General features: G+C 68.4%; 19 protein-coding genes. 18 read left to right on the top strand and 1 reads right to left on the bottom strand.

The genetic code is table 11. The features are described 5' to 3' along the window. The first annotated feature begins 8 nt into the window (after positions 1–8). The 6 genes from aroC to nusB all read left to right on the top strand — a co-directional run bounded on the left by aroC (position 9) and on the right by nusB (position 4,597). Complete coding sequence (aroC, locus tag AC1MBE_RS01645; RefSeq protein ID WP_479780377.1) at positions 9–1,208, top strand: chorismate synthase; 1,200 nt, start codon at positions 9–11, stop codon at positions 1,206–1,208. 107 nt (positions 1,209–1,315) lie between these two features. Then, on the top strand, positions 1,316–1,864 hold the full coding sequence (locus AC1MBE_RS01640) for a shikimate kinase (protein ID WP_479782727.1): 549 nt from the start codon (positions 1,316–1,318) through the stop codon (positions 1,862–1,864). A gap of 3 nt (positions 1,865–1,867) precedes the next feature. Then, positions 1,868–2,959, top strand: coding sequence for a 3-dehydroquinate synthase (gene aroB / locus AC1MBE_RS01635; protein WP_479780375.1), 1,092 nt, complete (start codon positions 1,868–1,870; stop codon positions 2,957–2,959). After that, a complete protein-coding gene (locus AC1MBE_RS01630) occupies positions 2,959–3,477 on the top strand; it encodes a tetratricopeptide repeat protein (protein ID WP_479780373.1) in 519 nt (172 codons plus the stop codon). Before aroB ends, AC1MBE_RS01630 begins: the two co-directional genes overlap by 1 nt. A 146-nt stretch (positions 3,478–3,623) precedes the next feature. After that, positions 3,624–4,187 (top strand): elongation factor P, encoded by a 564-nt coding sequence (efp, locus tag AC1MBE_RS01625; protein WP_056739180.1) that lies wholly within the window; start codon positions 3,624–3,626, stop codon positions 4,185–4,187. After that, the gene (nusB, locus tag AC1MBE_RS01620; RefSeq protein WP_479780371.1) at positions 4,187–4,597 is read left to right on the top strand and encodes a transcription antitermination factor NusB; all 411 of its coding nucleotides are present in this window, start codon (positions 4,187–4,189) and stop codon (positions 4,595–4,597) included. The genes efp and nusB overlap by 1 nt, the downstream gene beginning before the upstream one ends. Positions 4,598–4,683: 86 nt before the next feature. On the opposite strand, the gene AC1MBE_RS01615 is transcribed toward nusB, so the two are convergent. Next, entirely contained in the window at positions 4,684–6,000 is a 1,317-nt protein-coding gene (locus AC1MBE_RS01615) for a PrsW family intramembrane metalloprotease (protein WP_479780370.1), read from the bottom strand. Positions 6,001–6,178: 178 nt separating this feature from the next. Here AC1MBE_RS01615 and pyrR point away from each other — a divergent pair, with 178 nt between their 5' ends. From pyrR to metK, 12 genes are all read left to right on the top strand, one after another. Next, complete coding sequence (pyrR, locus tag AC1MBE_RS01610; RefSeq protein ID WP_479780369.1) at positions 6,179–6,778, top strand: bifunctional pyr operon transcriptional regulator/uracil phosphoribosyltransferase PyrR; 600 nt, start codon at positions 6,179–6,181, stop codon at positions 6,776–6,778. Beyond that, the gene (locus AC1MBE_RS01605; RefSeq protein WP_479780368.1) at positions 6,775–7,782 is read left to right on the top strand and encodes an aspartate carbamoyltransferase catalytic subunit; all 1,008 of its coding nucleotides are present in this window, start codon (positions 6,775–6,777) and stop codon (positions 7,780–7,782) included. Before pyrR ends, AC1MBE_RS01605 begins: the two co-directional genes overlap by 4 nt. Next, the gene (locus tag AC1MBE_RS01600) at positions 7,782–9,152 is read left to right on the top strand and encodes a dihydroorotase (protein WP_479780366.1); all 1,371 of its coding nucleotides are present in this window, start codon (positions 7,782–7,784) and stop codon (positions 9,150–9,152) included. The genes AC1MBE_RS01605 and AC1MBE_RS01600 overlap by 1 nt, the downstream gene beginning before the upstream one ends. Continuing rightward, positions 9,152–9,670 (top strand): PH-like domain-containing protein, encoded by a 519-nt coding sequence (locus AC1MBE_RS01595; RefSeq protein WP_479780364.1) that lies wholly within the window; start codon positions 9,152–9,154, stop codon positions 9,668–9,670. The genes AC1MBE_RS01600 and AC1MBE_RS01595 overlap by 1 nt, the downstream gene beginning before the upstream one ends. Before the next feature lie 4 nt (positions 9,671–9,674). Next, positions 9,675–10,886 carry a glutamine-hydrolyzing carbamoyl-phosphate synthase small subunit gene (carA, locus tag AC1MBE_RS01590; protein ID WP_479780363.1) on the top strand — a complete coding sequence of 404 codons (1,212 nt, stop codon included), beginning with the start codon at positions 9,675–9,677 and terminating at the stop codon, positions 10,884–10,886. After that, positions 10,886–14,242, top strand: coding sequence for a carbamoyl-phosphate synthase large subunit (carB, locus tag AC1MBE_RS01585; protein WP_479780362.1), 3,357 nt, complete (start codon positions 10,886–10,888; stop codon positions 14,240–14,242). The genes carA and carB overlap by 1 nt, the downstream gene beginning before the upstream one ends. Further along, positions 14,235–15,101, top strand: coding sequence for an orotidine-5'-phosphate decarboxylase (gene pyrF / locus AC1MBE_RS01580; protein WP_479780361.1), 867 nt, complete (start codon positions 14,235–14,237; stop codon positions 15,099–15,101). The genes carB and pyrF overlap by 8 nt, the downstream gene beginning before the upstream one ends. Positions 15,102–15,730: 629 nt before the next feature. Further along, positions 15,731–16,048: an integration host factor, actinobacterial type gene (mihF, locus tag AC1MBE_RS01575; protein WP_346960178.1), complete on the top strand. Its 318-nt coding sequence runs from the start codon at positions 15,731–15,733 to the stop codon at positions 16,046–16,048. A 39-nt stretch (positions 16,049–16,087) separates the two neighbouring features. Continuing rightward, a complete protein-coding gene (gene gmk / locus AC1MBE_RS01570) occupies positions 16,088–16,660 on the top strand; it encodes a guanylate kinase (RefSeq protein ID WP_346960179.1) in 573 nt (190 codons plus the stop codon). Between the two features lie 39 nt (positions 16,661–16,699). After that, the gene (gene rpoZ, locus AC1MBE_RS01565) at positions 16,700–16,963 is read left to right on the top strand and encodes a DNA-directed RNA polymerase subunit omega (RefSeq protein ID WP_138769242.1); all 264 of its coding nucleotides are present in this window, start codon (positions 16,700–16,702) and stop codon (positions 16,961–16,963) included. Between the two features lie 26 nt (positions 16,964–16,989). After that, a complete protein-coding gene (locus AC1MBE_RS01560; RefSeq protein ID WP_479780358.1) occupies positions 16,990–18,273 on the top strand; it encodes a bifunctional phosphopantothenoylcysteine decarboxylase/phosphopantothenate synthase in 1,284 nt (427 codons plus the stop codon). Positions 18,274–18,351: 78 nt separating this feature from the next. Next, positions 18,352–19,587, top strand: a complete 1,236-nt coding sequence (gene metK, locus AC1MBE_RS01555) for a methionine adenosyltransferase (protein WP_479780356.1) — start codon at positions 18,352–18,354, stop codon at positions 19,585–19,587. The last annotated feature ends 193 nt before the right edge of the window (positions 19,588–19,780 follow it).

The raw sequence follows: 19,780 nt of genomic DNA, 5'->3' as shown, positions 1-19,780 counted from the left end.
TGGATTTTATGTTGCGTTGGTTGACTGCCGGAGAATCCCATGGTCCGGCCCTGGTCGGAATTATCGAAGGCGTCCCCGCCGGTGTTGAGCTCACCAGCGACCGGATCGTCGAGGCACTGGCACGCCGGCGGCTCGGCTATGGCCGCGGTGCCCGGATGAAGTTCGAACAGGACGCGGTAACGGTCCTGGGCGGCGTCCGCCACGGACTGACCCAGGGCGGCCCCGTCGCCATCCAGGTCGGGAACACCGAATGGCCCAAGTGGGAGCAGATCATGTCCGCTGACCCGGTGGCCCCTGAAGTACTGGCCGACCAGGCCCGCAACGCGCCCCTCACCCGGCCGCGGCCGGGCCACGCCGACTTCACCGGCATGCAGAAGTACGGCTTCGACGAGGCCCGCCCGGTCCTGGAGCGCGCCAGCGCCCGCGAGACCGCCACCCGGGTGGCTCTGGGCGCCGTCGCCGCCGCATTCCTGAAGCAGCTCGGCATCGAACTGGTCTCGCACACCGTCTCGATCGCCAGCGTTTCCGTCCCGGAAGGCCGGCCGCTGCCGGTGCCGGAGAACGTGCTGGCCCTCGACGCCGATCCGCTGCGCTGCTTCGACCGCGAAACCTCCGACGCGATGGTCGCCGAGGTGGACGCCGCGCACAAGGAAGGCGAAACCCTCGGCGGTGTCGTCGAAGTCCTCGCCTACGGCCTGCCGCCGGGACTGGGCAGCTACGTGCACTGGGACCGGCGCCTCGACTCGCGCCTCGCCGCCGCCCTGATGGGCATCCAGGCAATCAAGGGTGTTGAGGTCGGCGACGGCTTCCTGACCGCCGCGCGCCGCGGTTCGGCAGCCCACGACGAAATCGTCAAGGACGCGGACGGCCGGATCATCCGCACATCCAACCGCGCCGGCGGCATCGAAGGCGGCATGAGCATCGGCGACGTCCTCCGGGTCCGGGCCGCAATGAAGCCCATCGCGACCGTGCCGCGCGCGCTCAAGACCGTCGACGTCAGCACCGGCGAGGCCGCGAAAGCCCACCACCAGCGCTCGGACGTCTGTGCGGTTCCGGCCGCTGGCGTCGTGGCCGAGGCGATGGTGGCCCTGGTGCTCGCCGAGGCGGTCACGGAAAAGTTCGGCGGCGACTCGGTTGAGGAAACCGCCCGCAACATCAAGGGTTACCTGGACAACATTCCGGCGTCCCTGGACTCGATCGGCCACTAGTGCCGGCCCCTACTCCACCGCGTAAGGAAGCGCGCCCATCTTTGCGGAAAACACTGCGTAAAACACCGCGCGGGACACCCAGCCGGCCGGTTGCGCTGATCGGCCCGATGGCCGTCGGCAAGTCCGCAATCGGGCAGCAGCTCGCCCAGCAGCTGGGCGCCCGCTTCGTCGACACCGACGTCGAAGTGGTCGCCCAGCACGGCACCATCGCGGAGATCTTCGCGGGCCGGGGAGAGTGCGCATTCCGCGAACTCGAAGCGCGCGCCGTCGCGCAGGCCATCGAAGAGGCAGCAGGCAGCACCGCCGCAGGGACTACCACCGTCATCTCCCTCGGCGGCGGTGCCGTGCTGGACTCCGGAACCCAGCAACTGCTGGCCGAGTGCACCGTGGTCTACCTTGAATGCGACGCCAGCACCGTGGCCGAGCGTATCGCCAGGAACTCCGGGCGCCCGCTCCTGGCCGGTGACGCCATGGAACGCTGGCGGACCCTGTTCGCCACCCGGCAGCCGGTCTATGAACGGCTCGCCGACGTGGTCCTCGACGTCCGGAGCGGTTCCGTCCCGGAACTCGCGCGCCGGCTTGAAGATGCGCTGGAGCAGCTCGCCGCCACCCAACCCGCGGCCACCCCCGCCCCCAGCAGCGACAAGGAAAGTTGAAAAGTGAGCACCGAATCAACCGTCATTAAAGTCACCGGCAAGGCTCCGGGGGACAACTACGACGTCGTCGTCGGCCGCGGACTGCTGGCCAACCTGCCGGGCCTGCTGGGGGAGCGCGTCAAGCGCGTCCTCGTCATCCACCCGCGCGCCCTGCGCCTCACCGGTGACGCCGTCCGGGAGGAGCTGGCCACCGCCGGCTTCACCGCGCTGACGGCCGAGATCCCGGACGCCGAGGAAGGCAAGCACATTGAGGTGGCCTCGTTCTGCTGGCAGGTGCTGGGCCAGAACGACTTCACCCGCTCGGACGCGATCGTCGCCGTCGGCGGGGGAGCGGTGACCGACCTCGCCGGCTTCGTCGCTGCCACCTGGCTGCGTGGTGTCAAGGTCATCCACATGCCGACCAGCCTGCTGGGCATGGTGGACGCGGCCGTCGGCGGCAAGACCGGCATCAACACCGCCGAAGGCAAGAACCTGGTGGGCGTGTTCCACCCGCCGGCCGGCGTCCTCGCGGACCTGGACACGCTGGACACGCTGCCGAAGAACGAGATGATCTCCGGTATGGCCGAGGTCATCAAATGCGGCTTCATCGCCGACCCGGCCATCCTTGACCTGATCGAAAAGGACCCCGCCGCCGTGTCCGACCCGCGCTCCGGGACGGTGCGCGAACTGATCGAACGCGCCATCGCGGTGAAGGCCCGGGTGGTCTCCGAGGACCTCAAGGAAACCGGGCAGCGCGAGATCCTCAACTACGGCCACACCCTGGGCCACGCGATTGAACTCGCCGAACGCTACTCCTGGCGGCACGGCGCCGCGGTCTCGGTGGGCATGATGTTCGCCGCGGAACTGGCCCGCAGCGTCGGACGGCTCAGCGACGCCGACGCCGACCGGCACCGGACCATCCTCGAAAGCCTCGGCCTGCCCATCACCTACCGGCGCGACCGCTGGCAGGCCCTGCTGGACGGCATGCGGCGGGACAAGAAATCCCGCGGCGACCTGCTGCGCTTCGTGGTGCTCGACGGCGTCGGACGCCCCGGCATCCTGGACGTCCCGGACACCTCGCTGCTCTTCGCGGCGTACCAGGAAATCGCGTCCTGATGATCAGCGACAGCGGCGGCACCAGCGAGTGGCCGGACGCCGGGTTCCCCGGCATCCGCATCAACCCGCAAACCCTCATGCCGCAGGTGGTCAACGGGGAAGCGTGCGCCGAGGCGCTGGCCGCCTCGACGGACCCCACCGACCTGATCTTTGTCCGCCTCGTGGAAGGCCACCCGGGCGAGGCCGCCGAACTGCTCGCCGACGCCCGATACAAGGATCCGGACTCGTTCCGGCTGCGGATGTTCGAGGCCGAGGTGCTGCGGGTCTCGCACCGCTTCGACCGCGCCGTGGAACTCTACCGCCAGCTCCTCGCCGACGCGCAGGGCACCCCGGAGGAGGCCGAGGTCCGGCAGCACCTGGGCCGGTCCCACTTCGCCGCCGGCAACATCGCCGCCGCCGTCGAATCCTTCGCCAAGGCCCTGGACCTGCGCGTAGCCGGCTCCGCGGACGCGGCGCTGATCTACTCATCGACAGTGGCGCTGCAGCGTGCGCGGGACGTGCTGGACCTGGCCAGCTAAGGGGCCGTCCGGCAGCGGGCCGGCAAAACCGGTAGAATGGTTTTTGGATTTTTGATAAATACGCGCTGGCGGGCCGGATCGGCATGCCTGCCTGGCATAAGCGGCTGGTAGCTAGAACCAGTCAACTTGAGAAACCTGAGGATATTGTGGCAACCACTAACGACATCAAGAACGGAACCGTGCTGAAGCTTGAGGGCCAGCTTTGGAACATCATCGAGTTCCAGCACGTCAAGCCCGGCAAGGGCGGCGCGTTCGTCCGCACCAAGATGCGCAACGTGATGTCCGGCAAGGTCGTCGACAAGACCTTCAACGCCGGACTCAAGATCGAGACCGCCACGGTTGACCGCCGCGACTACCAGTACCTGTACCAGGACGGCGCCGACTTCGTGTTCATGGACACCTCGGACTTCGACCAGCTCACCGTGCCCGCCGCCACCGTCGGCGACGCCACCAACTTCATGCTCGAAAACCAGATGGTGAACATCGCCATCCACGAAGGCAACCCGCTCTACATCGAACTGCCCCCGAGCGTCGTGCTGGAAATCACCTACACCGAGCCGGGCCTGCAGGGCGACCGCTCCTCCGCGGGTACCAAGCCGGCCACCCTCGAGACCGGCTACGAAATCCAGGTGCCGCTGTTCGTCGAGAACAACACCAAGGTCAAGGTCGACACCCGCGACGGCAGCTACCTTGGCCGGGTCAACGACTAGTGAGCGCACGCGGTAAGGCCCGTAGCCGGGCCCTGGATGTTCTCTTCGAGGCGGAGCAGCGCTCCACCTCCGCATTCGATGTGCTGCGTTCCCGTCGTGAACAGACGGATCAGATCATCAACCCGTACACCCTGGAAATCGTGGAAGGGGTCGTCTCCCACCAGGCCGCGATCGACGAATTCCTCGAAACCTACTCGCAGGGCTGGTCGCTGGAGCGGATGCCCTCGGTGGACCGCATCATCCTGCGGATCGGCACCTGGGAACTGCTCTACAACGACGACGTCCCCGACGGCGTCGCCGTGAGCGAGGCCGTCGCCCTGGCCAAGACGCTCTCCACGGACGAGTCGCCGTCGTTCATCAACGGCCTGCTGGGCCGCCTGCAGCAGCTGAAGCCGTCGCTGCTGGCCTGATAACCAGGCGAGTCAGGACAACAACTACAAGGGCCGGTGCCCGCCGCGAGGCGGACACCGGCCCTTTGTTGTCGCTGCCGTCCGGGTCAGCGCAGCACGGCTTCGCGCAGCGCAACGATCTCAGCGAGCTGCCGCTGCTCATCGAGCTGATGCGCCGGCACGTCCCGGCCGCTGAGGATCCGCTGCCGGATGAAGGCCAGCCGGGTGGCAGCGTGCAGGAACGCCCGCATCTGCGGACCCCGGCCGATCGACCTGGCCCAGCGCAGGGCCGAGCGGCGCCCGGCGGGGGTTGCCAGCATGCCCACCTCCTGGCCGGTGAACCAGCCGGCCGCCGCGTACTCCTGCAGCCGCTGCCGGGTCAGCCGGCGTTCCGCGACGCGCAGGAGCACCACCACGAGGACGGCGAGCAGGAAGATCGGGACCTGGACCAGAATGTACTGCGCCAGGAAATCCTGGCCCATCGAGTTCCAGCCGCTGTGCAGGGCCATGGCGGGGACCAGGCCCACCGGGAAGGCCAGGAGCGTCAGGCCGGAGTGCCAGCGCCGCGCCGCGAAACCCAGGATGAGGCCGGTTGTCCCGGTGAAAATGGCGTGCGCGAACGGGGACATCACCCCGCGCAGGAAGAACACCACGGCCAGGTCCGTGCCCGGGGTGCTGGACTCGGCGATGGCCCGGCCGAAATACAGGATGTTCTCGGTGAAAGCGAAACCGCCGGCAATCGTGAACGCGAAAACGACGCCGTCGACCGGACCATCGAACTGCCTGCGCGCGAAAAGCAGCAGCAGCAACAGGCCCAGCGACTTGGCGAATTCCTCCACCACCGGCGCCTGGACCGTGACCGCGAACGTCCGGTAGTCCAGCCCCGACGCCGGACCCGCGGCGAGCGAGAAGAACGGCTGGATGAGCATCGTCACGGAAATCGACACCAGCGCGCCCCAGGCGAACGCGAAGAGCAGCAGCCGCTTCGGTTCGGGCTCCCAGCGGTCGATGAAGCGGACCGCCAGCAGGACCGAGCCAAGCGGCAGCAGCGAGGCGACGAAGCCCACGACGAAGCCGCCCGGCCCGGTATTTTCCAGCACGAACGGCAGCACCAGGAACAAACTCACAAAGGCGAGCACCCCGCCGCCCAGCACCAGCGCCGTCATGCCCGCTGAGGTCCGCGGCGGCGGCACCGCCGTGTACCCGGCCCGGTCCGCCCCGCCGTGTCCCGTCCCGCCAGCTGCCGGCAGCAGCTGCTGTGCCGGTGCGGGCCCGCCCGGTGCTGTCCCGTAGCCCGGAGCCGGCCGGTAGTCCTGCGGCCGGACCTGCCCCATCCAGCTGGGGTTGGCCTGCTGCGGTGGCTGTCCGGCCAGCGGCCGCCGGTCCGGTGTGCGGGGGTCCGGCGGAGGATCAAAGCTCGTCATGCCACGAGCCTAAGCCGCGCGGCGCCGGGCAGCCGAATATGGACCACGGAGCACTACCGGGGTGTGACGCACACCGCCCTTCCCGGGGCGGGGCGGGGGCGGCCCGTGTGGTAGTTTGAAAAGGCAAATGATCCTTTTTTAATTCCGTCCCGTGAGGCGGGGAAAGGGGAGACGAGCGTTGACTTCTGTTCCAGAAGCACCGGTTCCGGCCAAGGTCCAACTCAGCAGGGTTGTCCTCAACCAGGCTGACATCGACCGTGCACTCACTCGTATCGCCCATGAGATTCTCGAGTCCAACAAGGGCTCCCAGGACCTGGTCCTGCTGGGCATCCCGCGGCGGGGCTACCCGCTCGCCGTCCGGCTCGCCGCGAAGATCGCCGCCGCCGACCCCAGTGTGGACCCTGCCGCGATTGTCGGCCAGCTGGACGTGACCATGTTCCGCGACGACCTCTCGCACCAGCCGACCAGGCCGCCGTACCCCACCCAGTTGCCCCACACCGGGATCGACAACAAGGTTGTGGTGCTGATCGACGACGTCCTGTACTCGGGCCGCACCATCCGCGCCGCGCTGGACGCCATCATCGACCTGGGCCGCCCCCGGATTGTCCGGCTGGCCGTCCTGATCGACCGGGGCCACCGCGAGCTGCCCATCCGCGCGGACCATGTCGGCAAGAACCTCCCCACCTCCTCCGCGGAGAAAGTCCGCGTCCGGCTCGAGGAAACCGACTCCGCCGGCGGCGAAGCCGTGAACGAAGTCGTCATCGAGGCCACCGCATGAAGCACCTGCTCTCCACCGAAGACCTGAGCTACGCCAACGCCATCCGCATCCTCGACACCGCCGAAGAGATGGCCGCGGTGGGGGAGCGCGAGGTCAAGAAGCTCCCGGCACTGCGCGGCCGCACCGTCGTCAACCTCTTCTTCGAGGACTCCACCCGCACCCGCATCTCTTTCGAAGCAGCCGCCAAGCGGCTCTCCGCGGACGTCATCAACTTTGCAGCGAAGGGTTCCTCCGTCTCCAAGGGCGAATCCCTCAAAGACACCGCCCAGACGCTCGCCGCCATGGGCGCCGACGCCGTCGTCATCCGGCACTGGGCCTCCGGCGCCCCGCACCGGCTGGCTGCGACCGACTGGATCGACGCCGCCGTCATCAACGCCGGCGACGGCACCCACGAACACCCCACCCAGGCGCTGCTGGACGCGTTCACGATGCGCCGGCACTGGTCACAGCTCGCCGGCACCCCGTCCGCCGGAGCGGACCTGCGGGGCATGCGCGTCGCGATCGCCGGCGACGTGCTGCACTCCCGGGTGGCCCGTTCCAACGTCTGGCTGCTGCGCACCCTCGGGGCGGAAGTCACCCTCGTGGCGCCGCCCACGCTGCTGCCGATCGGCGTCGAGGCCTGGCCCTGCACGGTCAGCTACGACCTCGACGAGACCCTGGCCCGGGGCGTGGACGCGATGATGATGCTCCGCGTGCAGGGCGAACGGATGAACGCCTCGTTCTTCCCGACCACCCGCGAGTACTCACGGCGCTGGGGCTTCGACGACAACCGGCTCCGCGCGCTCGACAGCCTGGGCCTGAAGGACACCATCATCATGCACCCGGGCCCGATGAACCGCGGGCTGGAAATTTCCTCGGCCGCCGCCGACTCGCCCCGCTCCACCGTGCTCGCACAGGTGCGCAACGGCGTGTCCATCCGGATGGCCGCCCTCTACCTGCTGCTCTCCGGGGACACCCGCGAACCAGCACCCTCCACCGCCGCCTACTCCAAGGAGAGCCACTGATGGCATCACAACAACAGGACACAGGCAGCGCCGGCGCCTACCTCATCCGGGGGGCCGCGATCCTTGGCGGACCCGCTGAAGACCTGCTGATCCGCGACGGTGTCATCGCCGAACGCGGCCAGGACCTCGACGCCGGGGACGCAACGGTCATCGAGGCGGCCGGCCTGGTCGCCCTGCCCGGCATGGTCGACATCCACACCCACCTGCGCGAACCCGGCCGCGAAGACGCCGAAACCGTCGAGACCGGCACCCGCGCCGCGGCCCTGGGCGGCTACACCGCCGTGCACGCGATGGCCAACAGCACCCCCGTCGCGGACACCGCCGGCGTCGTCGAACAGGTCTTCAGCCTGGGCCGCACCGCCGGCTGGGTGGACGTGCGTCCGGTCGGCGCCGTCACCGTCGGCCTGGCCGGGGAGCAGCTCGCCGAACTCGGCGCCATGGCGGACTCCCGCGCCCGGGTCCGGGTCTTCTCCGACGACGGCGTCTGCGTCAGCGACCCCGTGCTGATGCGCCGCGCGCTGGAATACGTCAAGGCGTTCGACGGCGTTGTCGCCCAGCACGCGCAGGAACCCCGGCTCACCGCCGGCGCGCAGATGAACGAGGGGGAGGTCTCCGCCGTGCTCGGCCTCGCCGGCTGGCCGGCCGTCGCGGAGGAAAGCATCATTGCCCGCGACGTGCTGCTCGCCCAGCACGTCGGATCCCGGCTGCACGTCTGCCACGTGTCCACCGCGGGCTCCGTGGAGATCGTGCGCTGGGCCAAGTCGCGCGGCATCAACGTCACCGCCGAGGTCACGCCGCACCACCTCTGGCTGACCGACGAACTGGTCCGCAGCTACGACCCGGTCTACAAGGTCAACCCGCCGCTGCGCACCGACGCGGACGTCCAGGCCCTGCGCGCCGCGCTGGCGGACGGCACGATCGACGTCGTCGGCACCGACCACGCCCCGCACCCCAGCGAACACAAGGAATGCGAGTGGGCGCAGGCGGCCATGGGCATGACCGGGCTGGAAACGGCCCTGTCGGTGGTGCAGCACACCATGATCGAAACCGGCCTGATGGACTGGGCCGACTTCGCCCGAGTCACCTCCACCACGCCCGCCGCGATCGGCCGGTTGGCGGACCAGGGCCGGCCGCTCGAGGCCGGCGAACCCGCCAACGTCACACTCGTGGACCCGGCTGCACGCTGGACCGTGGACCCTTCTAAGATGGCAACCATGGGCCGTAACTCTCCGTTTGCCGGCCGGGAACTCCCGGGCAAGGTGGTGGCCACCTTCTTCAAGGGTCACCCGACCGTCCTGAACGGGGAACTCAACACCCCGTACCGGTGGCTTCCCGATGCCCCCGATACGGCTGCGGTGGTCCGGCCCTGATGGTCAAGGAACTTTCCCTGCTGTTGACGCTGGCCCTGATCGGCGTCGCGCTGGTCCTGATCTGGATCGGCTGGCGCAACCGGCTGCGCCGCCAGGCCGACGTCGAGCCGCTGCCGGCCGTCCCCGCGGAACTCGGGGGTCCGCTGGCCGCCGCAGACGGCCAGTACGTCGCCTCCACCACCGCCGGGGACTGGCTGGACCGGATCGCCGTCCACCAGCTGGGCCTGCGCACCAACGCCGGACTCAGCGTCCACCCCGAAGGCGTGCTGTTTGAACGCTCCGGCGCCGTCCCCGTTTTCATCCCGGCCGGCAGCCTCACCGGCGTCCGGCAGGAGAGCGGCATGGCCGGGAAGTTCGTCGAAAAGGACGGACTCCTGGTGCTCAGCTGGATGCTCGGCGCCAAGGAGCTGGACACCGGCTTCCGCACCCGCCGGGCCGGGGACAAGGCCCTGCTCCTGTCCACCCTCAACGATTTAATCTCCGCAGCCCCTCAGGCAGAAGCCGATAGTGGAAAGTAACAACGTGACTGACCCCCAACTGACAGCCTCCACCCCCGCCGTGCTCGTGCTCGAGGACGGCCGGATCTTCCGCGGCCGCAGCTACGGCGCCACCGGTACCGCCCTCGGCGAAGCAGTCTTCGCGACCGGCATGACCGGCTACCAGGAAACCATCACCGACCCGTCCTACGCCCGGCAGCTCGTGGTGCAGACCGCGCCGCACATCGGCAACACCGGCGTGAACAAGGACGACGCCGAATCCCGCCGGATCTGGGTGGCCGGCTACATCGTCCGCGACGCCGCCCGCCGCGCGTCCAACTGGCGCTCGGAACGGAGCCTGGACGAGGAACTGACCGACCAGGGCATCGTCGGCATCCAGGGCGTCGACACCCGCGCCATCACCCGGCACTTGCGCGAGCACAAGACCATGCGCGCCGGGATCTTCTCCGGCGATGCCGCCGGCGCCACGGACAAGGAACTCGTTGACGCCGTGCTGGCCAGCGCGCCGATGGAGGGCTCCCGGCTCGCTGAGGAAGTCAGCGTCGAGACGGCGTACACGGTCGAGCCCGCCGACTGGGGCTGGGACGGCGAGCCGCGGTTCAGCATCGCCGCGATCGACCTCGGCATCAAGCGGATGACGCCGATCCGCTTCGCCGAACGCGGTGTCCGGGTCCACGTGCTGCCGGCCACCGCCACCCTCGAGGACATCAAGGCCGTCAACCCGGACGGCGTGTTCATGTCCAACGGCCCCGGCGACCCCGCCACCGCCGACAGCCAGGTGAACCTGCTGCGCTCCGTGCTGGACGCCAAGCTGCCCTACTTCGGCATCTGCTTCGGCAACCAGATCCTGGGCCGCGCGCTCGGCTTCGGCACCTACAAGCTCCGCTACGGCCACCGCGGCATCAACCAGCCCGTGATGGACCGCCGCACCGGCAAGGTCGAAATCACCTCGCAAAACCACGGCTTCGCCGTCGACGCGCCGCTCGAAGGGGCCACCCAGGCCCCGGAAGAGCGCTTCGGCCGCGTCGAGGTCAGCCACATCAGCCTCAACGACGACGTCGTCGAGGGCCTGTCCTGCCTGGACATTCCCGCCTTCTCGGTGCAGTACCACCCCGAGGCGGCTTCCGGCCCGCACGACGCCGCGTACCTCTTCGACCGCTTCATCGAGCTGATGGCGGACACCAGGAACGCTGACACCAAGACTGCCACCGACTCCAAGACTGAGGACAAGAAGTAATGCCCAAGAGAACTGACCTTAAGAGCGTCCTGGTCATCGGTTCCGGCCCGATCGTGATCGGCCAGGCGGCCGAATTCGACTACTCCGGCACCCAGGCACTGCGCGTCCTCAAGGACGAAGGCCTGCGCGTCATCCTCGTCAACTCCAACCCGGCCACCATCATGACCGACCCGGAGTTTGCCGACGCCACCTACATCGAACCGATCACCCCCGAGGTCGTCGAGAAGATCATCGCCAAGGAACGCCCCGACGCGATCCTGCCCACCCTGGGCGGCCAGACGGCGCTGAACACCGCCATCGCGCTGGACAAGAACGGTGTGCTGGAGAAGTACAACGTGGAACTGATCGGCGCCAACATCGCCGCGATCGAGCTCGGCGAGGACCGCGAGAAGTTCAAGGGCGTCGTGGAGCGCTGCGGCGCCGAATCCGCGCGCAGCCACATCATCCACACCATGGACGAGGCCCTCACCGCCGCCCAGGACCTGGGCTACCCGATGGTGGTCCGGCCCTCCTTCACGATGGGCGGCCTCGGCTCCGGCCTGGCCTACAACGAGAATGACCTGCGCCGGATCGTTGGCCAGGGCCTGCAGTACAGCCCCACGTCCGAGGTGCTGCTCGAAGAGAGCATCCTCGGCTGGAAAGAATACGAACTCGAAATGATGCGGGACAAAAACGACAACGTCGTGGTGGTCTGCTCGATCGAGAACTTCGACCCGGTGGGCGTCCACACGGGCGACTCCATCACCGTCGCCCCGGCGCTGACCCTGACGGACCGCGAGTACCAGCGGCTGCGCGACATCTCCATCGCCGTCATCCGCGAAGTCGGCGTCGACACCGGCGGCTGCAACATCCAGTTCGCCGTCGAGCCGGACACCGGCCGCGTCGTGGTGATCGAGATGAACCCCCGCGTCTCCCGCTCCTCGGCCCTGGCGTCCAAGGCCACCGGCTTCGCGATCGCCAAGATCGCCACCAAGCTCTCGCTCGGCTACACCCTGGACGAGATCCCGAACGACATCACGCAGAAAACGCCGGCCTCCTTCGAGCCGACCCTGGACTACGTCGTCGTCAAGGTCCCGCGCTTCGCCTTCGAGAAGTTCCCGGCAGCGGACTCCACCCTGACCACCACCATGAAGTCGGTGGGCGAGGCCATGGCCATGGGCCGGAACTTCACCGAGGCGCTGCAGAAGGCGCTGCGGTCCCTGGAACAGAAGGGTTCCCAGCTGGACTTCGGTCCGGTGCCGGAATGGGAAGTCCCGGAACTGATCGAGAAGTCCAAGCGCCCCAGCACCGAACGCCTGCACCAGGTCCAGCGCGCGCTGCTCGGCGGCGCCACCGTGGAGCAGCTGTTCGAAGCCACCAAGATCGACCCCTGGTACCTGGACCAGCTCCAGCTGCTGAACGAGATCTCGCAGGAAATCCGCCACTCCACCGCCCTGACCCAGGAGATGCTGCAGCGGGCCAAGCGGCACGGCTTCTCGGACGCGCAGATCGGCGCGCTGACGCACAACTCCGAGGACGTCGTCCGCGGCGTCCGGCAGGCCCTCGGCATCCGCCCGGTCTACAAAACGGTGGACACCTGCGCCGCCGAATTCGCCGCGTACACGCCGTACCACTACTCCTCCTATGACGAGGAGGACGAGGTGGCGCTGCACGCCAAGCCGTCCATCATCATCCTCGGCTCCGGGCCGAACCGGATCGGCCAGGGCATCGAGTTCGACTACTCCTGCGTGCACGCCTCGATGGCGCTGCGCAAGGCCGGCTATGAGACCGTGATGGTCAACTGCAACCCGGAGACCGTCTCCACCGACTACGACGTTTCCACCCGGCTCTACTTCGAACCGCTCACCCTCGAGGACGTCCTCGAGGTCATCGCGGCCGAAGAGCGCACGGGCGGGGTAATGGGCGTGTTCGTCCAGCTCGGCGGCCAGACCCCGCTCAAGCTCGCCCAGCAGCTCGCCGACGCCGGCGTGCCGATCCTTGGCACCTCCCCGGAGGCCATCGACCTGGCCGAGCACCGCGGCGCCTTCTCCCGGGTGCTCGACGAGGCCGGGCTGATCTCCCCGAAGAACGGCACCGCCGTCTCCTTCGAGGACGCCAAGAAGATCGCCGACGAGATCGGCTACCCGGTCCTGGTCCGCCCCTCCTACGTGCTCGGCGGCCGCGGCATGGAAATCGTCTACGACGAGCCGAACCTCTCCCGCTACATCGCCAACGCCACCGAAATCACCCCGGACCACCCGGTGCTGATCGACCGCTTCCTCGAGGACGCCGTCGAGATCGACGTCGACGCCCTCTACGACGGCAAGGACATGTACCTCGGCGGCATCATGGAGCACATCGAGGAAGCCGGCATCCACTCCGGCGACTCCGCCTGCGTGCTGCCGCCCATCACCCTGGGCAACAACGTGATCGACCGGGTCCGGACCGCCACCCGTGCCATCGCCGAAGGCGTCGGCGTCCGCGGCCTGATCAACATCCAGTTCGCCCTCGCCTCCGACGTGCTCTACGTGCTCGAAGCCAACCCCCGCGCCTCCCGCACCGTGCCGTTCGTCTCCAAGGCCACCGGCGTGCAGATGGCCAAGGCCGCGGCCCTGATCGGCACCGGCGTCACCATCAACCAGCTGCGTACCGCCTACAAGATGCTGCCGGAGTCCGGGGACGGTTCCACGCTGCCGCTGGATGCCCCGGTGGCGGTCAAGGAAGCGGTGCTGCCGTTCAGCCGCTTCCGCACCCTGGAGGGCAAGGTCGTCGACTCCCTGCTGGGCCCGGAAATGCGCTCCACCGGCGAGGTGATGGGCATCGACAAGCACTTCGACACCGCGTTCGCCAAGAGCCAGGCCGCGGCCAACAACGCGCTGCCTACCGAGGGCAAGGTGTTTGTCTCCGTCGCCAACCGGGACAAGCGCGCGGTCATCATGGCCGTCAAGCGCCTCTCGGACCTCGGCTTCGAGATCGTCTCCACCGGCGGCACCGCCGACGTGCTGCGCCGCAACGGGCTGCAGGCCACCACGGTCCGCAAGGTCGCCGAGGGCTCCAGCGCCGAGGGCGAAGGCACCATTGCGGACCTGATCGTCGCCGGCGAAATCGACATGGTGTTCAACACCCCGTCCGGCGGGGAGGCCCGCGGTGACGGCTACGAGATCCGCGCCGCCGCCACGTCGATCGGCATTCCGTGCATCACCACGGTGGCCGAGTTCAACGCCGCCGTCCAGGCCATCGAGGCGATGCGGACCTACGAGTGGTCCGTCACCAGCCTGCAGGAGCACGCCGCGGCCCTCGCGGAGTCGCAGCAGCGCGTCGCCCAGGAGCGCGCCACGCAGGCTGCCGCCGCGAGTGCGGTGTCCCAGCATGCCTAAGGCTGCCGCCGCTGATACGCCCGGCCGGGAGGCGTTCGGCTCCCGGCTGGGCCGCGCCATGGCGGAGCGCGGCCCGCTCTGCGTCGGCATCGACCCGCACCCGTCGCTGCTGCAGCGCTGGGGCCTGGACGACGACGTCGCCGGGCTGGAGCGCTTCTCGCTCACCGTGTTGGAGGCCGTGGCGTCGCTCGCTGCCGCGGTGAAGCCGCAGGTGGCGCTCTACGAGCGCCACGGCTCGGCCGGCATGGCCGTGCTGGAACGCACCCTCGCCGCATCCGCGGAGGCCGGCGTGCTCAGCATCGCCGACGCCAAACGCGGCGACATCGGCTCCACCATGGCCGCCTACGCCGACGCCTGGCTGCGCGACGGCTCGGCGCTGGCCGCGGACTCGGTCACACTGAGCCCGTACCTCGGCTTCGAGTCGCTCCGGCCGGCCCTGGACCTCGCGGCGCAGTCCGGCCGCGGCGTCTTCGTACTGGCCCTCACCTCCAACCCCGAGGGAGCCTCCGTGCAGCACGTTGGCGGGGCCGACTCCGTCGCCCGGCGGATTGTCCGGGCCGCCGCCGCGGAGAACGCACGGTATGCCGGGGACCTCGGCTCCGTCGGCCTCGTCGTCGGCGCCACCGTCGGTACCGCGCTGACCGACCTGGATCTGGACCTCGCGGCGGTCCGCGGCCCGATCCTCGCACCGGGCCTCGGCGCACAGGGAGCGACGGCAGCGGACCTGCGGCGTACCTTCGGCGGCGCTTACGGCCAGGTGCTGGGAACCTCGAGCCGGGACATCCTGGCAGCCGGTCCGCAGCCGACCGCCCTGCGCGCCGCCGTCCGGCGCACGCTGGACGAACTCCGCGCGGCGTAGGTGATCCGGCCTTGGCCATCCGCCTCGGCGGAAAGGCGCTTGTGGGCCGGCATTGCGGGTTTGCTGCGTCTTTTGGTCAGAGAAGGCCGCTACGGACCGGGCATTCCGGCCACCTGTGGCAAACGGATGGCGCCGGCTGTCCCGGCAGGCCGCGCTGGGGAACGTCCGCGGCCCCAGCTGCGCTGATTCGTCGCAGATGGCCGCTAAGGACTCGATATTGCGGCCATCTCTGGCGAACGGTTGGCGCCACACCGCCAATCCGCCCCGCTGAGACAGGGGGCTGGAGCCGGCCCGCCCTCTGGGAAGCGCCGATTGGTCGCAGAAGGCCGCTATAGACCTGGCATTCCGGCCATTTGTGGCAAACGGCCGGCGCCACACCGCCAATCCGCCCCGCAGCCACACGGCAGCCACCCCGGCGCCGCCCCGCAGCTCCACGTCCACCGCTTGGCCAAAAAGGCGTCAGCATTAGGTTTCGCGCCGGAAGCGATCCATTGCTTTCCGTTGACTTCAGACTGTAAGTTCAGGACAAGTCCGCGGTACCAGCCGGGGTGCTGTGTGCGGCCCGTCTCACGGTCACGTCTGACCAGGCCGTTTGCGTGGTCTCGGCTGACAATGCAGGGAGGACCTCAGTGAGCTTGCGACCCCTCACGCCGCAGGAGCGTGCCGACGCCCTGCACAAGGCCGCCGCGGCCCGGGTGGCCAGGGCGGGGGCCAAGGAGAAGCTGAAGTCGGGGCAGCTGACCATCGCGGAGCTGCTCAGCGCTGGGGAGAGGGACGAGGCGATCGCCCGGATGCGGGTGGTCGAGCTGCTGGAGGCGCTGCCGGGGATCGGGCACGTGCGGGCCGCGGCCATCATGGAGCGGCTTGGTATTGCCGCGTCCCGGCGGGTGCGGGGGCTGGGAATCCACCAGCGCCGGGCGCTGGTAGATTTTATAGACAAGAAATAGCTTGGCCCGCCGAGCTTCCACCACCGCCCAAAGGAATACGTGAGCAAGAAACCCGGACTGACAGTCCTCGCCGGTCCGACGGCTGTCGGCAAAGGCACCGTGTCCACCTATATTCGGGACAACTATCCCGAAGTCTGGCTTTCAGTCTCGGCAACCACCCGCCCGCCGCGGCCTGGTGAGATCGATGGGGTGCACTACTACTTCAAATCCAAGGAAGAGTTCGAGGCCCTCATCGCAGCGGGGGAACTGTTGGAATGGGCCGTGGTGCACGGGCAGAATACGTACGGCACCCTCAAGAGCACAGTAGATGCGGCCATTGCGGAGGGCCGTTCGGTGCTTTTGGAAATTGACCTGCAGGGCGCCCGCCAGGTGAAACAGGCCGTTCCGGACGCGCAGTTCGTCTTCCTCGCCCCGCCAAGCTGGGAAGAATTGGTGCGCCGCCTGGTGGGCCGCGGCACGGAATCCGCAGAGGAACAGCAGCGACGGCTGGAAACCGGTAAAGTAGAACTAGCCGCTGAACCGGAGTTCGATCACACAGTCATCAATGATGACGTACGTCGGGCAGCGGATGAGCTTGTTTCACTCATGGGGCTAACGCCGCACCCGCACTAACCGCAGGGTCGGATTGGCCCGTTAGAATTTGGAGAATTCGTGTCCACGAACCTTGAAGGCATCATCAACCCGCCGATCGACGAGCTGCTGAAGGCTGCCGACTCGAAGTACGGACTGGTGATTTTCGGTGCCAAGCGCGCCCGGCAGATCAACGCTTACTACGCCCAGCTGCACGAGGGCCTGTTCGAGTACGTCGGTCCGCTGGTCGACACCAAGCTGAACGAAAAGTCGCTTTCCATCGCCCTGCGCGAAATCAACGAAGGCAAGCTCGTTTCCACGCCGATCGAAGCCGCCGCAGAGTAATAGCTCTGCTGCCTGACGGAGGTCACGTGCGCATAGTCCTCGGAGTCGGGGGAGGGATTGCCGCCTACAAGGTGGCATCACTCCTCCGGCTTTTTACTGAAGCCGGCCATGACGTCACCGTCATTCCCACCGAGGCCGCCACCCGGTTCGTCGGCGTGGCCACCTGGGAGGCCCTCTCCGGGCATCCGGTCAGCAACAGCGTTTTCGATGAGGTGCACACTGTCAACCACGTCCGGCTCGGCCACGAGGCGGAACTGATCGTGGTGGCCCCGGCCACGGCGGACCTGCTGGCCCGCGCCGCCACCGGCCAGGCCAACGACCTGTTGACCAACACGCTCCTGATGGCCGGCGGCCCGGTGCTGATGGCCCCGGCGATGCACACGGAAATGTGGCGTCACCCGGCAACCCAGGCCAACGTGGAAACGCTGCGCAGCCGTGGCGTCACCGTGCTCGAACCCGCCACCGGCCGGTTGACCGGCGCGGACTCCGGTCCGGGCCGGCTGCCCGAACCCGAGGCGATCTTCGCCGCCGCGTTGGCCCTGGCCGGCGCTCCCGCGGTCCCCAACACCCCCGACCTGCCGGCGTCGGACGCGGAACGTCCGGCGGCGGCTGCTCACCGGCCGCTGGCCGGCCTGACCGTGACCATCAGCGCCGGCGGCACCCGCGAACCCCTGGACCCGGTCCGTTTCCTGGGCAACCGGTCCTCCGGCAAGCAGGGCGTGGCCCTGGCCGTCGCGGCCCGCGAGGCCGGCGCCAGGGTCCGGCTGCTGGCAGCGCACATGGACGTTCCGGCGCCCGTCGGCGTCGAGGTGGTCCAGGTTGAGACTGCGCTGGAACTGCGCAAGGCCGCGCTGCACGCCGCAGCCGATTCCGACGTCGTCATCATGGCCGCCGCCGTGGCCGACTTCCGTCCGGCCGACGTGTCCGGGACCAAGATCAAAAAACGCGACGACGTCGCCGACCCGGTGATTTCCCTGGTCCGCAATCCCGACATCCTGCGCGAACTCGTCGAGATCCGTGACGCCGCCTCCCGGAACCAGCTGATTGTCGGCTTCGCGGCCGAGACCGGTGACGCCGACGGTGACGTCCTGGAATACGCCGCGGCCAAGCTGCGGCGGAAGGCCTGCGACCTGCTGGTGGTCAACCAGGTGGGGCAGGACCAGGTCTTTGGCCAGGACAGCAACTCCGTAGTCATCCTTGCGCGGTCCGGCTCCGAACCCCAAGAGGCGTCGGGTTCCAAATCCGACGTCGCGGCTGCCGTCATTGACCGCATCAGCGCCGAGTTGAGCCGGGTTGTCCCGCCGGCTTGAGCGCTGGCGTAATAAAGGTCTCCTTCGCAGGGGACACACGCCGCAGGACGCCCGTTTCCCAACCAGTAAGGTAGTTGAGTGACTTTACCGCTGCACATCCCAGACTTCCACGGGTCCACGCCCGCCTCGCTCCGGCTCTTCACGTCCGAGTCGGTGACCGAAGGACACCCCGACAAGATTTGTGACCAGATCAGCGATGCGATCCTTGACGCCCTGCTCACCAAGGACCCGGAGTCCCGCGTCGCCGTCGAGACCCTGGCCACCACCGGCCTGGTCCACGTGGCCGGCGAAGTCACCACAGACGCCTACGTCGAAATCCCGCAGATTGTCCGCGAGACCATCCTCGGGATCGGCTACGACTCGTCCGCGAACGGTTTCGACGGCGCCCGCTGCGGCGTCTCCGTCTCCATCGGCCAGCAGTCCAACGACATCGCCGGGGGCGTCTTCAACTCCCTCGAAGCGCGCGAAGGCCGCCAGGAAGACGACTACGATCTCCAGGGCGCCGGCGACCAGGGCATTATGTTCGGCTACGCCAGCGACGAAACCCCCTCCTACATGCCGGTCCCGATCTGGCTGGCGCACCGGCTCTCGGAGCGTCTGACCGAGGTCCGCAAGTCCGGCCAGCTCGGCTACCTGCGCCCCGACGGCAAGACGCAGGTCACCGTCGGCTACGACGGCGACCGCCCGGTGTCGGTCGAGACCGTGGTGATCTCCAGCCAGCACGCCGAAGGCGCCAGCCTCGACCAGCTCCGCGCCGACCTCGCCGAGCACGTCGTGAACCCGGTGATGGCACTGTCCAACCTGGACACCTCCCGGTCCCGCAACATCCTCAACCCGGCCGGCGCCTTCGTGATCGGCGGCCCGGTGGGTGACGCCGGCCTGACCGGCCGGAAGATCATTGTCGACACCTACGGCGGGATGGCCCGGCACGGCGGCGGCGCCTTCTCCGGCAAGGATCCGTCCAAGGTGGACCGTTCGGCCGCCTACGCGATGCGCTGGGTCGCGAAGAACGTGGTGGCCGCAGGCCTCGCGAAGCGCGCCGAAATCCAGATCGCCTACGCGATCGGCCAGGCCCGTCCGGTGGGAACCTACGTGGAAACGTTCGGCACCGAGACCGTGGACCCGGCCCGGATCAGTGACGCGATCGCTGAGATCTTTGACCTGCGCCCGCGTGCCATCATCGACGCTCTTGACCTCAAGCGCCCGATCTACGCCAAGACCGCCGCGCACGGCCACTTTGGCCGCGAGGAGCCGGACTTCACCTGGGAGCGCCTGGACCGGGTGGACGAGCTGAAGGCCTTCTTCAACGCGTAGGAACCGGCCCCGCCGCTGAAGGTCCTAGCTGCTGATAGTCACAGCGCTTGAATGTCCTAGCTCTGAATGTCACAGCCCTGTGATGTGCTGTAGCCAGGCCGCCGAACGGCGGCCTGGCTACAGTCTTTAAGGCGATTGCTTCAGGCGGCTGCTTCAAAGCGTCTGCCGGCCGAATTGCCGTTGTTTTGTTTGA

It is taken from the genome of Arthrobacter sp. BG5 (assembly GCF_056680155.1).
Note: the sequence above shows the minus strand (reverse complement) of the source record. Positions and strands in the feature narration are given on the sequence as shown.